This window comes from Streptomyces sp. NBC_00554 (assembly GCF_041431135.1).
Taxonomy (GTDB): domain Bacteria; phylum Actinomycetota; class Actinomycetes; order Streptomycetales; family Streptomycetaceae; genus Streptomyces.
The window spans coordinates 7,438,295-7,452,081 of the sequence record NZ_CP107799.1 but is presented as its reverse complement, the minus strand read 5'-3'; the positions used below and the strand labels follow the sequence as shown (position 1 = coordinate 7,452,081).

Here is a 13,787-nt window from a genome sequence, read left to right as displayed (position 1 = left end):
ACCCCTGACGGACTCGCCTAGGAGCCGGCCCGTTCCGTGTCGGCTGCCGAGGCAGCCGCTTCGGCCTCGGCGGCCGTCGCGTCCTTCTCCGCCTGCTTCTGTGCCTGTTCGGCTTCCTTGTGCGCCTGCTTCTCGGCCTTCGCCGCCTCCGCGAGCTGCCGCTTGGCGGCCGTCGCGTACACGTCGACGTACTCCTGACCGGAGAGCTTCATGATTTCGTACATGACCTCGTCGGTCACGGCGCGCAGCACGAAACGGTCGTGCTCCATGCCGTTGTAGCGGCTGAAGTCGAGCGGCTTGCCGATGCGGATGCCCGGGCGCATCAGCTTGGGCATCACCTTGCCCGGCGGCTGGATCTTCTCGGTGTCGATCATCGCGACCGGGATGACGGGCGCTCCGGTGGCGAGCGCCACGCGCGCGAGGCCGCCGGGTTTGCCGCGGTAGAGACGGCCGTCGGGCGAGCGCGTGCCCTCCGGGTAGATGCCGAACAGCTCACCGCGCTCGACGACGCCGATACCGCTCTTGACGGCCGCCTCACCCGCGCCGCGCGCACCGGAGCGGTCCACGGGGAGCTGGCCGACGCCCTTGAAGAAGGCGGCGGTCATCCGGCCCTTGATGCCGGGCGTCGTGAAGTACTCGGCCTTCGCGATGAAGGTGACCTTGCGGTCGAGGACCGCGGGCAGGAAGAACGAGTCCGAGAACGACAGATGATTGCTCGCCAGAATGGCGGGGCCCTCGGCGGGGATGTTCTCGAGGCCTTCCACCCAGGGTCTGAAGGCGAGCTTCAGCGGCCCTCCGATGGAAAACTTCATTGCGCCGTAGATCAACCGAGTGCCTCCTGTGTCGTAGGTCAGACCTTAACCCGGAGCACTGTCAAAGGCCCCGACGACCCTGGTCGGTGTCAGTGCGGTCGCGTACGGTGAAGTACGCCTCGAAGTCCCGGGGCCATTTCTTGCTTCCGCCCGTCTCACGAACAGGAGACCGAAGGTGCCGGTCCTTCCTGGAGCCGAGCCGTTCCGCCACGAAGGCGGAGAGGTCGGCGTCCTTCTGTGCCACGGTTTCACCGGTTCCCCGCAGTCGCTGCGCCCCTGGGCGGAGTATCTCGCCGAGCGCGGTCTCACCGTCGCGCTGCCGCTGCTGCCCGGGCACGGCACGCGCTGGGAGGACATGCAGCTCACCGGCTGGCAGGACTGGTACGCCGAGGTGGACCGCGAGCTGCGCGCGCTCCGCGAGCGGTGCGCCCACGTGTTCGTCTTCGGCCTCTCCATGGGCGGCGCGCTGGCCCTGCGGCTGGCTGCGAAGCACGGGGACGAGGTGAGCGGCATCGTCGTCGTCAACCCCGCGAACAAGGTGCACGGCCTGGCGGCGCACGCCCTTCCGGTGCTCCGGCACTTCGTGCGCACGGTGCCCGGCATCACGAGCGACATCGCCAAAGAAGGCAGCGCCGAGATCGGCTACGACAAGGTGCCGCTGCACGCGGCGCACTCGATGCGCAACTTCTACCGCCTGCTGGACGGCGAGCTGCCGCAGGTCACCCAGCCGCTGCTGCTCCTGCACAGCCCGCAGGACCATGTGGTGCCGCCGGTCGACTCGGAGCGGATCCTCAGCCGGGTGTCGTCCACGGACGTGACGGAGATCCTGCTGGAACAGAGCTACCACGTCGCGACGTTGGACCACGATGCGGACCGGATCTTCGAGGAGAGCTACGCGTTCATCGGCCGGCTCGCACCCGGTGTCGGCAAGGAGTCCGACACTGGTCGAGGGGTTCAGCAGGAAGGGACGGCCACCGGTGGCTGAGCACGAGGCGGACCGCGACGATTCCGAGGAGAAGGGCGTGCCCCTCGGCGATGAGCAGAGCGTGCCCTTCGACGAGGAGGCCGCCTGGCAGGCGATCGTGTCCGGTTACGGCGAGGAGCCCAAGGACCCGCCCGGCGCGAAACCGTTCAAGTCGGTGGAAGACCTGGCCCTTCTCGAGCCCGAGACGAACGACGACGCGGACAGCGACAAGCGAAGCCAGGACGACAAGCCCGAGGACAAGACCGGGGACAAGCCCGCGCCCGCGAAGCCCCTCGGCAGCTCCGTTGCCTTCGCCCCCGGCGTCGCCGGCCCGCGTGACTTCCAGGCCCCCGAGCCCACGGACGACGACTTCGACGACACCGACGAGGGCCACTTCGTACCGCCCGAGCCGCCCCCGCTCCCCTCGGCCGACACCACGGCCAAGTTCGCCTGGCTGGCAGTCCTGGGCGGCCCCGTACTGCTCCTGCTGGCCATCCTGCTCGGCTGGGACATGACCTGGTGGCTCGCCACCCTCGGCATCGGCGGCTTCCTGGGCGGTTTCGCCACCCTGGTGACACGCATGAAGAGCGACGACGAGGACGGCGACGACCCCGGCCGGGGCGCAGTGGTCTGACCGCGCCCCCCCCTCCGCGCGTGGGTCGCTGCGGGGTGCCTGGGGGGCAGGGCTGTGTTGTCGTATCTTGATCGCCATGCCTACGAACTCGTCCGGTGGGGTCAGGGCGCTGCCCAACTCCCGTACTGAATCCGATGGTTCGGCTGTTGTCCGGGTGCTCAGCTACAACATCCGTTCGATGCGCGATGACACTGATGCGCTTGCGCGGGTGATCGGGGCCTGTGCGCCGGACCTGGTGCTGGTGCAGGAGGCTCCGCGGTTCTTTCGGTGGCGGAAGAAGCTGGCTCGGCTCGCGGCGGCTTCCGGGCAGATGATTCTGTCCGGTGGGGCCACCGCGTCCGGGCCTGCGTTGTTGTGCTCCCTGCGGGCGACGGTCGAGCGGACCGAGGATGTTCTGCTTCCGCTCACGCCCGGACTGCACCGGCGTGGGTTCGCCACCGCGGTGGTCCGGTTCGGTGGGGCCCGCCTCGGTGTTCTGAGCTGTCATCTCTCGCTGCAGAAGGACGAGCGGTACGAGCAGGGGGGCATGCTCCTCGAGCGGCTGGCCCGTCTTGGCGCTCCGCATGCTGTCGTCGGGGGTGACCTCAACGAGCGGCCGGACGGGCGCACCTTCAAGCGGCTTGCCGGGGCCCTCCAGGACGGCTGGGCCACCCGGCCCTGGGGCGCTGAGCAGACCTCCACTCCCCAGGACCCGCACCAGCGTATCGACGCGATCTTCGCCACGGAGGGCGTGGAGGTCCTGGGGTGTGGGGTTCCGCTGGGTCTTGACGGTGTGACCGAGGATGACCTCAGGAGGGCGACCGATCATCTGCCGGTGCTGGCCGCCCTCAAGGTGCCCGCCGGGTAGGGACCGCGCACGACGACGCCCGCCGACCCCGAGGGGCACGGCGGGCGCACATCACACAGCGAACGTCACATGATCGGGTCCGGCTCCCGGGCCAGGTCGGCGGCCCCCACAAGCCCCGCCTTGTTCCCCAGCTGCGCCGCGATGACATCGGCGACGGGCCGCCAGTTGCCCCCCACCAGCCAACGCTTGTACGACTTACGAATGGGGTCGAGTACCAGCTCGCCCTCGTCCGACAGACCACCGCCGACGATGAAGGCGGACGGGTCGAAGAGCGAGGCCAGGTCGGCGAGACCGGCACCGGCCCAGCGGGCCAGCTCACGGTAGGAGTCCACCGCGACCGGGTCCCCCTGGCGCGCGGCGACCGAGATGTGCTTGCCCTCGATGCCGTCGGGGCTGCCGTCACCCAGCGCGAGCAGGATCTCCGCGTTCTCGGGGGTCGCGTTGGCCCGCTGCTTCGCGTACCGGACGAGCGCGCGCCCGGAGGCGTACTGCTCCCAGCACCCCTGCGACCCGCACCCGCACAGCAGCCCGTCCGGCACCATCCGGATGTGCCCGAACTCGGCGGCCACCCCGAAGTGCCCGCGGCGCAGCTTGTTGCCGATGATGATGCCGCCGCCGAGGCCCGTGCCCAGCGTGATGCAGATGACGTTCCGGTGGCCCTTGCCGGCGCCGAACTTGTACTCGCCCCACGCGGCCGCGTTGGCGTCGTTCTCGACGACTACCGGCAGCCCCACCCGCGCCTCGACCTCGGCTTTGAGCGGTTCCTGCCGCCAGTCGATGTTCGGCGCGAAGTAGACCGTCGAGCGCTGCCGGTTCACGTAGCCGGCGGCGCCGATGCCCACGCCCACGATCTCGTGCCCGGCGCGGGCACCGTCCACGGCGGAGGCGATGGCGTCCACGATGGCCTGCGGTGTGGTGGGGGTCGGCACCTTGTGGGTCGAGAGGATATTGCCTTCCTCGTCGACCACACCGGCCGCGATCTTCGTGCCGCCGATATCGACGCCGATGGTGAGTCCCATGAATCCCTCAGTTTCGGTCGAGCCCCGCTACGGCCAACCGTACCCGAGCTGCCATTAGTCCAAGTCGATGTGTTCCCCTGGACCGGTGCCCTCGTCGCGAGGATCCGTGTCCCTGGACGTCCAGCGCCGTTCCTGTGCCTCGACGGCCGAGCGGTAGGCGGCGAGCAGCTCGGAGCCCGCGGCCGCCAGGTGGTCGAAGACGTCGGGGTTGCGCTCTATGACGGGTTCGACGGCTGCCTTGGCCTGCTGGACGACCTGGTTGACCACCTGCTGGGCGGCACCGCCCGCGACCGCTCCGAGCAGCGGAGACTGCATTCCGGTCAGTTTGTCGGCGACGGCGTCGACGAGCTTGCGCAGTTCCTCGGCCGCCGAGCCCGGCGGTGTGCCGTACTGGGCGCGGCGGCGGGCCTTCTCCGCCGCGAGATCCTCGGCGGCCGCGGTCGCCCAGGCGTCGGCATCGACGGCGGACGCACGGACTTCGTCAGTCGCTTCCTGAGCGGCGTCGGACGGCGGGCGCTCTTCGCTCATGGCGGTTCTCCTGACTACGTTTCGTCCCTCCGACGGTACCCGAACGGAGGTACGCGGTTCACCGTGTCCGTGGCCACAGATCGGGGTCCGGCGCGAATCGGATCCTCAGCTCGCCCTCGCGCAGGGCGGCGCCGTCGACGGTGCAGCGGCGCAGGGCGGAGGGCAGCGGCACGATCCGGCGGAACTGCCCGGCGGTGACGACGAGTTCGTCGCCGCGCCGGATGAGGTCCAGCTCGTCGCGTATGGCGCCGGGGAGCGGGATGTGCCAGACGAGGACGCCTTCGTCGGCGAGGTGGTCGGTGAGGGGCCACTCGACGGGGGACGGCGTTTCGTTGACGACACCGGGTACGGGGAGCGCCCCGAGGTCGTCGGTGCCGCGCGGGTCGTGCCCGCGGTGCGGGACCTCGTGGACGTCGTACGTCTCCTGCCACTCGTCGAGTGCCTTGCGCTGCTGGGCGGCGAGGGCGGCGAGCCAGGTGTCGTTCGTGGCACCCGGCAGCACGCGGTTCGCCACCAGGGCGTCGACGGAGAGGCCGCGCAGGGCGAGGCCGGTGCCGGCGCTGCGTACGGCATCGGTGCCCGCGGGTCCCGGCTCCGCGACCAGCCGTACGGTCGTGGCCCGGTCCTCGACGACCGCTTCCACGGCGGCCAGTTCGAGGTCCCAGCGGGCCGCCGTCTCGTACAGCCACTCCGCGGGCATCGGGACGCCCGCGAGCCGGCCGAGGACGGGGCGCAGGGCGCGGGCCGCCTGGCGCTCTGCGGGGAGCAGGCGGCGCAGGTAGCGGCGGAGTTCCTCGGGGAGGGCGAGGAGGGCGAGGGCCTGGGGGGTCGGGGGGAGGTCGACGACCAGGAGGTCGTACGTGTCCGAGGTCGCCGCGTCGCGCAGGGCGCGGAGCAGGGCCAGCTCCTCGGCGCCGGGGAGGGGGGTGACTTCCTCGGCGTCCAGGCGGGCGGCGCCGAGCAGGTCCAGGGCGGTGCCGGCGCGGGCCTGGAAGGCGGTGAGGTCGGCGCGGAAGCGCTCTGCGGCGTCGGGGCGCCAGGCGGTGAGGTTGGTGCCCGCCTCCACCGGGGCGGGGCCTGTCCGTACGCCGAGGGCGGCGCCCAGGGTGTCCGTGCGGTCGGCGCTCAGGACCAGGGTGCGGGTGCCCTCGCGGGCGGCTTTCAGCGCGGTGGCGGCGGCGACGGTGGTACGGCCTGTGCCGCCGGGGCCTGTGATCAGGAGGGTGCGCATGAGGGTGAACGGTACCTGGGCTGGCGGGGCGCCTTGGCGGGGCTTGGGTGCACCCCGTTTGTATGGCACCCGGCGCCCGGGCTGGCGTGGAGGCTTTTTTTCGCCCCCTCCGCCCCTACCCGTCCCGTACCTGGGGGCTCCGCCCCCAGACCCCCGTTTCGCCCGAAGGGCTCGTCCTCAAACGCCGGACGGGCTGAAAGATCTCCCCCGGCCGGGACTGAAGAGCGCAGCCCCCACGGACGGGCTGAAATCAGCCCGCCTCCCCCGACTCCACCCGCTTCTTCAGGCCTGCCAGCGCGCGGTCGATGATGACCTTTTCTGCCTTGCGCTTGATCATGCCGAGCATGGGGATCTTTACGTCGACCGTCAGGAGGTAGGTGACCTCGGTGGCGCCGGTGCCTGCGGGCTTGAGGATGTACGAGCCGTCGAGGGAGCGGAGCATCTGGGACTTGACCAGGGTCCAGGAGACCTCGTGGTCGCCGGTCCAGGTGTAGCCGAGGGTCTGGTCGTCCTTGATGGCGCCGGCGTCCATGACGAGTCGCACCTGCTCGGCGCGGCCCTGGCCGTCCGTGGCGAGTACCTCCGCCTCCTTCACCTCGCCGGTCCAGTCCGGGTAGCGGGCGAAGTCGGCGATGACCGCCATGACAACAGCCGGTGCCGCCTCGATCGTGATGCTCGAACTGGTGTGTTCAGCCATCGCCGTGGCTCCTCCAGATACGGTCCGGTGAGGGAGGGTGGTGCGCACGTGTGTGCAGCGTGAAGGCTACCGCGCACCGGACCGGGTGCCGTCACCCGCACCGGGTACGGGAGGGCGGCGGGCTCACCACTCCAGGGCCCACGGCCGCCCGGAGCCCGCGAAGTGACCCACGTTCACGCACTCGGTCGCCCCGATCCGCATCCTCCGCGCCAGCGGCTGGTGGACGTGGCCGAAGAGCGAGTAGCGGGGCCGGGTCCGGCGGATCGCGTCCAGGAGGGCCCGGCTGCCGCGTTCGAAGCGGCGGGCCACGGTGTCGTAGACCAGTTCCGGCACCTCCGGCGGGATGTGCGTGCACAGCACGTCGACCTCGCCGACCGCCTCGATCTTCGCCGCGTACTCCTCGTCGCTGATCTCGTACGGCGTGCGCATGGGGGTCATGAGTCCCCCGCCGACGAAGCCGAAGACCCGGCCGCCGATCTCCACCCGCTCGCCGTCGAGGACCTTGGTGCCGGGTCCGGCGTACTCGGGCCACAACATCGGCATGTCGACATTGCCGTAGGTCGCGTACGTCGGCGTCGGGAACGCGCCGAACATCTCGGCGTACTGCTTGCGCACCGCCTTCTCGATGGCGGCGGCCCGGTCCGACCCGATGCCGGACCACAGCCGAGCCCCGAACTCCCGCGCCTCCTCGAAGCGGCGGGCGGTGCGCAGCTCGACGATGCGGTCCGCGTTCTCCACGCCGAAGAGGTGGGGGAAGATGCCGCGCGAGTGGTCGGCGTAATCGAGGAAGAGTACGAGGTCACCGAGGCAGATCAGCGCGTCCGCGCCGTCGCCGGCTCTGGCCAGGTCACGCGCGTTGCCGTGCACGTCACTGACCACATGAATGCGCGTCCTGCGGTTACCGCCTGGTGTGGGTGCCATGACGATCAAGCGTAGGCCTGTGCGGCATACGTGAATAGAAGAGGGCCGGACCTGCGGTTACTGGCCAGTGAAGAAAGCCGTGGACTACTGTGCGCGAAGGAACACCAACCTGTGTGACGCAGCGAACATCTCGTCGGACCCCCCTGTCGAAGAAGCCATACCGACGGGTAACGTCCGGGCAGTCCAGTCGTACTCAGGATTTCAACAATGATCTCTCTGAGTGCCTGCCCGAGCCTTGGACCGCACCGTCGCAGCACACAGAGTCGTGGCGTCGGCGCCCTATGAGGAGCAGCAGTCTTGCGCGAGTTCAGCCTTCCGGCTTTGTACGAGGTCCCTGCGGACGGAAATCTGACCGACATCGTCCGCAGAAACGCCGCGCAGCATCCCGACGTTGCTGTCATCGCCCGCAAGGTCGGCGGCGCGTGGACGGATGTCACGGCCACCGTCTTCCTTGCCGAGGTACGGGCCGCGGCCAAGGGTCTGATCGCGTCGGGCGTGCTGCCCGGCGACCGGGTCGGCCTGATGTCCCGTACCCGCTACGAGTGGACGCTGCTCGACTTCGCGATCTGGAGCGCGGGCGCGGTCACCGTGCCGGTGTACGAGACCAGCTCGGCGGAGCAGGTGCAGTGGATCCTCAGCGACTCGGGCGCGACCGCCTGTGTCGTCGAGCTGGACGCGCACGCGGCCGCCGTGGAGTCGGTCCGTGACCGGCTGCCCGCGCTGAAGCAGGTGTGGCAGATCGAGGGCGGCGGCGTCGAGGAGCTGGGCCGCGCCGGCAAGGACGTCACCGACGAGACGGTCGAGGAGCGCAGCTCGCTCGCCAAGGCCGACGACGCGGCGACCATCGTCTACACGAGCGGGACGACCGGCCGCCCCAAGGGCTGCGTCCTCACACACCGCAGCTTCTTCGCCGAGTGCGGCAACATCGTGGAGCGGCTGCGCCCCCTGTTCCGTACGGGCGAGTGCTCGGTGCTCCTCTTCCTGCCGCTCGCGCACGTCTTCGGGCGGCTCGTGCAGGTCGCGCCGATGATGGCGCCGATCAAGCTGGGCATGGTCCCGGACATCAAGAACCTCACCGACGAACTGGCCTCGTTCCGGCCGACGCTGATCCTCGGTGTGCCGCGCGTCTTCGAGAAGGTCTACAACTCGGCGCGCGCCAAGGCGCAGGCCGACGGCAAGGGCAAGATCTTCGACAAGGCGGCGGACACGGCGATCGCGTACAGCCGCGCGCTGGACACCCCCTCGGGCCCGTCCCTCGGTCTGAAGATCAAGTACAAGACCTTCGACAAGCTCGTCTACAGCAAGCTGCGGGCCGTACTCGGCGGCAAGGGCGAGTACGCGATCTCCGGTGGCGCCCCGCTCGGCGAGCGCCTCGGGCACTTCTTCCGCGGCATCGGCTTCACGGTCCTGGAGGGCTACGGCCTGACCGAGTCCTGTGCGGCGACCGCCTTCAACCCGTGGGACCGCCAGAAGATCGGTACGGTCGGCCAGCCGCTGCCCGGCTCCGTCGTGCGGATCGCGGACGACGGCGAGGTGCTGCTGCACGGCGAGCACCTGTTCAAGGGGTACTGGAACAACGAGGCCGCGACCGCCGAGGCCCTCGCCGACGGCTGGTTCCACACCGGTGACATCGGCACCCTCGACGAGGACGGCTATCTCCGGATCACCGGCCGCAAGAAGGAGATCATCGTCACTGCGGGCGGCAAGAACGTCGCCCCGGCCGTGATCGAGGACCGCATCCGCGCGCACGCGCTGGTCGCCGAGTGCATGGTGGTCGGCGACGGGCGCCCGTTCGTCGGCGCGCTGGTCACCATCGACGAGGAGTTCCTGGGCCGCTGGGCCACCGAGCACGGGAAGCCTGCCGACTCGACCGCGGTGTCACTCCGCGAGGACGCGGATCTGCTGGCCGCGATCCAGGACGCCATCGACGACGGCAACGCGGCGGTGTCCAAGGCGGAGTCGGTACGGAAGTTCCGGATCCTCGCTCAGCAGTTCAGCGAGGAGTCGGGGCATCTGACTCCGTCCCTGAAGCTCAAGCGCAACGTGGTTGCCAAGGATTACGCCGACGAGATCGAGGCGATTTATCGGGGCTGACGCCCCAGCGACGAAATCCCGCCGTAGGGGCGGGGGTGTTCTCGCGGCTTACCGACCGTGGCTGGTTGCTCGCGCAGTTCCCCGCGCCCCTAAAGGGGCGCTCCTGTGGAGGCGCCCTGTAGGGGCGCGGGGAACTGCGCGGCCAGCCCACAACCACCCGCAGTCGCCGTAGGTCAGCAAGCGGCACCCCGTTAGGCACTACAGCAACTCCCTCAACCGCCCCGCCAGCAGATCCCAGCGCCACCTCTCCTCGACCCACTCACGCCCCCGCTCCCCCATCCGGCGGCGCAGCTCGGAGTCGCCGAGCAGGGCGACGATCCGGTCGGCGGCCTCCTCAGGCGAACCGCCCCGGACGACCCACCCCGTCTCACCGTCAAGCACCGCGTCCGGCGCACCGCCGGAGTCGCCGGCGACAACCGGCAGTCCGGTCGCGGACGCCTCCAGGTAGACGATGCCGAGCCCCTCCACGTCGAGCCCGCCGCGCCGCGTACGGCAGGGCATCGCGAAGACGTCGCCCGCGCCGTAGTGCGCGGGCAGCTCCGACCAGGGCACCGCGCCGGTGAAGCGGACCGAGCCGGCGACCCCCGTCTCGTGTGCGAGCCCCCGCAGCTGCTTCTCGTACGGTCCGCCGCCGACGATCAGCAGCACCGCCTCCGGCTCCTTGGCCAGGATCCGCGGCATCGCGAGGACGAGGGTGTCCTGCCCCTTGCGCGGGACGAGCCGCGAGACGCAGACGACGACCGGGCGGTCGGTGAGCCCGAGCCGGGCGCGGATCTCGTCGCCGCCCGAGCCGGGGTGGAAGGTCTTCTCGTCGACGCCGGGCGGCAGCTGGACCATGCGCGAGGCGGCGTCCGGGGTGAGCGCGGTGGCGATCCGGGAGCGCGTGTACTCCCCGAGGTAGGTGATGGTGTCCGTGGACTCGCCGATCCGGCGCAACAGCCCACGCGCCGCGGGCAGTTGGGCCCACCCGGCCTCGTGCCCGTGGGTGGTGGCCACAAGGCGTCGCGCGCCCGCCCGGCGCAACGCGGGCGCCATCAGGCCGAGCGGGGCCGCCGCCCCGAACCACACCGACGTACAGCCGTGTTCCCGCAGCAGTCCGACGGCGCGCCGGGTGGCCGCGGGCGTGGGCAACAGCATCGTCGTGCGGTCGCGTACGACGGTGAAGGGCTGCTCGGCGTCGAAGGCGGCCGTGGCCTCGGCGCCCTCGCGGCCGCGCTTCCAGGTGGAGGCGTAGACGACGATCCGCTCGGGGTCCAGACGCAGCGCCATGTTGTGCAGGAAGGCCTGGATGCCGCCCGGCCTGGGCGGGAAGTCGTTCGTCACGATCAGGGTCTTGTGCATCGTGTTCGACACTAGCGAACCTATACTCACAGGTCCGCACGGCCGCGCTTGATGGCTTCCGCACAGCACCGCGCGCCATCATGACCCCGCCAGACCACATCCTCGGAGCACTCGCGGGACGCGCGAGATCCGGACGAACAAGGGCCAGGTGCGAATGACGGGCGCAAGGGGGGCGAGGTTCCCGTACGCGATGCTGGGAACCTGGGGTCTGACCAGGCTGGTACTGCTGCTCTTCGTCTTCAAGGTCCTCGTCTTCCCGGGCCCGGACGTCACGAGCGACGTCTCGGTGATCTACCAGGGCTGGTACGAGGTCCTGCGCACCGGCACCTTCCCGCTGGACGACGTCACCTGGCAGTACCCGCCGGCCGCCGCCCTGCCGATCCTCTCCCCCGGGCTGCTGCCCTTCCTCGACTACGCGTCGGCCTTCTTCGTGCTGGCCTTCCTCGCCGACCTCGTGGTGTTCGGGCTGCTCCAGTACGCGGGCCTGCGCTCCGGCAAGTCGCTGCGCGGCGCCTGGGTGTGGGTGATCGGCGTACCGCTGCTCGGGCCGACCGTGTACGCGCGGTACGACGTGATGGTGACGGCCGTCGTGGTGGCGGCGTTGCTCGCCGGGGCGCGCCATCCGCGGGTGATGGGGGCGCTCGTGGGCTTCGGGGCGATGCTGAAGGTGTGGCCGGTGCTGCTGCTCGTCGGCGCCGTGAAGCGTCGTGCGTGGGCCGCGGCGGCGGTCTCCGCGGCGGGGATCGCGGTGCTGTTCTCGGTGTCGATGCCGGGCGCCTTCGCCTTCCTGACCTTCCAGCGCGACCGCGGCACCGAGGTGGAGTCGCTCGGCTCCCTCGTCTTCCATGTGGCCCGGCAGTACGGCTGGGACGGGCAGGTGCTGCTCAACTACGGTTCCGTGGAGTTCCTCGGCGAGGGCGTCGCCCTGGTGAGCACGGTGGCGCTGGTGCTCACCGCGGTCTCCTTCGGCTGGCTGCTGCTGTGGCGGCTGTGCGCGAAGCGGTTCCTGGCGCACACGCTGGCCGACGCCGCGTTCGTGGCGGTGCTGATGTTCACGACCACGAGCCGGGTGATCAGCCCGCAGTACATGGTGTGGCTGGTCGGACTCGCGGCCGTCTGCCTGTGCTTCCGCGGCAGTCGGATGGGCCTGCCGGTCGGCCTGGTGCTGATCGCGTCGTTCGTGACGGTCCTGGAGTTCCCGGTCTGGTTCTCGCACGTCGTGGTCAGCGACGGTCTCGGCGTCACCCTCCTCTTCGTCCGCAACGGCCTCCTGGTGATCGCCACCGTGTCCGCCGCCGTGCTGCTCTGGCGCGACACGGTCTCCGAGCCCTCCCTGGCGCTCCCCGCTCAGGCGGCCCGTACCAGGGAGACCTCGGCGTCCTCCTGACGCCCGGCCCACACCCGGAGTACGGCGCACTGCACGGTCATGGACAGCGCCAGGGCGAGACAGATCCCGGGCAGCCCGAGCCCCGACAAGGCGTAGGCGAGCGGGAGTTGGAACACCGTCCCGAGCAGCGTCACCCGTAGCAGCAGCGGCGCTCCCCCGCTCCCCTCGAAGACCCCGCCGAGTGCGATGAAGCAGGCCATCAGCAGCAGGTAGGGCCCGACGCAGCGCAGGAAGAGCACCCCCTCGTGCGCGACCTCGGGACCGGCGCCGAAGGCCGCCATGATCCAGGGGGCGAGAACGCCGAGCAGCGCCGCAGCGAGCAGCCCGGCCGCCCCCGAGACGAGTACGGCCTGCCGTCCGACGGCATCCCGCTCGTCGTGGCCCGCGCCCCGCAGGTGTGCCGTGTGGATCGAGGCGGCCTGCCGGACCGAGTAGAACGCCATGGTCGCGACGTACATGACCTTGTACGCGATGGAGTACGCGGCCACCGCCGTCACCCCGAGCCGGGCCACGATCGCGACCAGGACCAGCGCCCCGCCCTGCCGCACGGTGAAGTCGGCGGACATCGGCAGCCCGGTCGTCAGGGTGCGCCGGAGTGCGGCTCCGGTGGCCTCCGAGGGCGGGAAGGCCGCCGACTCCCGCAGCAGCGCGTTGCGGCGCAGGGCACGCAGCCCGACCGCCAGGGCCAGGCAGCGGCACAGCACCGTCGAGACGGCGGCGCCCTGGACGCCGTACGCGTGGATGAGCAGCGGGTCGAGTCCGAGGATGAGGCCGTTGGCGAGGAGGGCCAGGCGCATCGGGGTGCGGGTGTCGCCGGTGCCCTTCAGGATGCCGTCGACGAGGTTCTGGGCGAAGAAGACGGCGATGCCCGGCAGGGAGATCGCGAAGTACCCGACGGCGAGGGACAGGGCGCGTCCGTCGCCGCCGAGGACGAGCCGGGCCAGCGGCTCCCGCAGCAGGTATCCGCCCACGGCGACCACCGGCGTCACCACCGCGAACAGCGCCCATCCCCCGCGGACGGCCGCCCGGACCGCACCCGGGTCCCGGGCCCCTCTGGCGTGCGCGACCAGGACGGTCGTACCGGAGGCGAAGACCAGGGCGACGCCGAGCAGCACGTTCTCGGCGTTGGTCGCGACGGCGACGGCGGCCACCGCGGCGCCGCCGAGCCGGGAGACCCAGACGGTGTTGATGATCCCGGCGGCGACGGAGGCGAGCAGGGAGAGGTAGACGGGGTGGGCGAGCGCTATGAGCTGCTTGCGATGGGCGTTCACATGGACTCCCTCGATGTGAGCTACCTCGTTTAGAGGTAGCT

At 70.7% G+C, this 13,787-nt stretch carries 13 protein-coding genes; 5 read left to right on the top strand and 8 right to left on the bottom strand.

The features are described from left to right. Positions 1–17 precede the first annotated feature (17 nt). On the bottom strand, positions 18–812 hold the full coding sequence (locus tag OG266_RS32805; RefSeq protein ID WP_266465153.1) for a 1-acyl-sn-glycerol-3-phosphate acyltransferase: 795 nt from the start codon (positions 810–812) through the stop codon (positions 18–20). Between the two features lie 175 nt (positions 813–987). Between OG266_RS32805 and OG266_RS32800 the strand changes: the two genes are divergently transcribed. The 3 genes from OG266_RS32800 (at position 988) to OG266_RS32790 (ending at position 3,257) form a co-directional block, all read left to right on the top strand. After that, complete coding sequence (locus OG266_RS32800; protein WP_266465148.1) at positions 988–1,797, top strand: carboxylesterase; 810 nt, start codon at positions 988–990, stop codon at positions 1,795–1,797. Then, complete coding sequence (locus OG266_RS32795) at positions 1,790–2,410, top strand: hypothetical protein (RefSeq protein ID WP_371550114.1); 621 nt, start codon at positions 1,790–1,792, stop codon at positions 2,408–2,410. Before OG266_RS32800 ends, OG266_RS32795 begins: the two co-directional genes overlap by 8 nt. A gap of 76 nt (positions 2,411–2,486) precedes the next feature. Further along, positions 2,487–3,257, top strand: a complete 771-nt coding sequence (locus OG266_RS32790; protein ID WP_371550111.1) for an endonuclease/exonuclease/phosphatase family protein — start codon at positions 2,487–2,489, stop codon at positions 3,255–3,257. Positions 3,258–3,322: 65 nt separating this feature from the next. On the opposite strand, the gene OG266_RS32785 is transcribed toward OG266_RS32790, so the two are convergent. The 5 genes from OG266_RS32785 to OG266_RS32765 form a co-directional block, all read right to left on the bottom strand. After that, positions 3,323–4,276: an ROK family glucokinase gene (locus tag OG266_RS32785; protein WP_266465135.1), complete on the bottom strand. Its 954-nt coding sequence runs from the start codon at positions 4,274–4,276 to the stop codon at positions 3,323–3,325. Positions 4,277–4,330: 54 nt separating this feature from the next. Continuing rightward, positions 4,331–4,804 (bottom strand): DUF5304 domain-containing protein, encoded by a 474-nt coding sequence (locus tag OG266_RS32780; protein WP_266465131.1) that lies wholly within the window; start codon positions 4,802–4,804, stop codon positions 4,331–4,333. Between the two features lie 58 nt (positions 4,805–4,862). Further along, the gene (locus tag OG266_RS32775) at positions 4,863–6,035 is read right to left on the bottom strand and encodes an ArsA family ATPase (RefSeq protein ID WP_266465128.1); all 1,173 of its coding nucleotides are present in this window, start codon (positions 6,033–6,035) and stop codon (positions 4,863–4,865) included. A gap of 250 nt (positions 6,036–6,285) precedes the next feature. Then, positions 6,286–6,732, bottom strand: a complete 447-nt coding sequence (locus OG266_RS32770) for an SRPBCC family protein (RefSeq protein ID WP_371550109.1) — start codon at positions 6,730–6,732, stop codon at positions 6,286–6,288. A gap of 123 nt (positions 6,733–6,855) precedes the next feature. Further along, positions 6,856–7,611, bottom strand: coding sequence for a metallophosphoesterase (locus tag OG266_RS32765; RefSeq protein ID WP_371553042.1), 756 nt, complete (start codon positions 7,609–7,611; stop codon positions 6,856–6,858). A 339-nt stretch (positions 7,612–7,950) separates the two neighbouring features. On the opposite strand from OG266_RS32765, the gene OG266_RS32760 reads away from it, so the two are divergent. Then, positions 7,951–9,747: a long-chain fatty acid--CoA ligase gene (locus OG266_RS32760; protein ID WP_266465120.1), complete on the top strand. Its 1,797-nt coding sequence runs from the start codon at positions 7,951–7,953 to the stop codon at positions 9,745–9,747. Between the two features lie 198 nt (positions 9,748–9,945). On the opposite strand, the gene OG266_RS32755 is transcribed toward OG266_RS32760, so the two are convergent. Beyond that, the gene (locus OG266_RS32755; RefSeq protein WP_371550107.1) at positions 9,946–11,088 is read right to left on the bottom strand and encodes a glycosyltransferase family 4 protein; all 1,143 of its coding nucleotides are present in this window, start codon (positions 11,086–11,088) and stop codon (positions 9,946–9,948) included. 190 nt (positions 11,089–11,278) lie between these two features. Between OG266_RS32755 and OG266_RS32750 the strand changes: the two genes are divergently transcribed. After that, positions 11,279–12,475, top strand: coding sequence for a glycosyltransferase 87 family protein (locus OG266_RS32750; RefSeq protein ID WP_371550106.1), 1,197 nt, complete (start codon positions 11,279–11,281; stop codon positions 12,473–12,475). On the opposite strand, the gene OG266_RS32745 is transcribed toward OG266_RS32750, so the two are convergent. Continuing rightward, a complete protein-coding gene (locus tag OG266_RS32745; protein ID WP_371550105.1) occupies positions 12,436–13,746 on the bottom strand; it encodes an MATE family efflux transporter in 1,311 nt (436 codons plus the stop codon). The two genes, OG266_RS32750 and OG266_RS32745, sit on opposite strands and share 40 nt — an antisense overlap. Positions 13,747–13,787 lie beyond the last annotated feature (41 nt).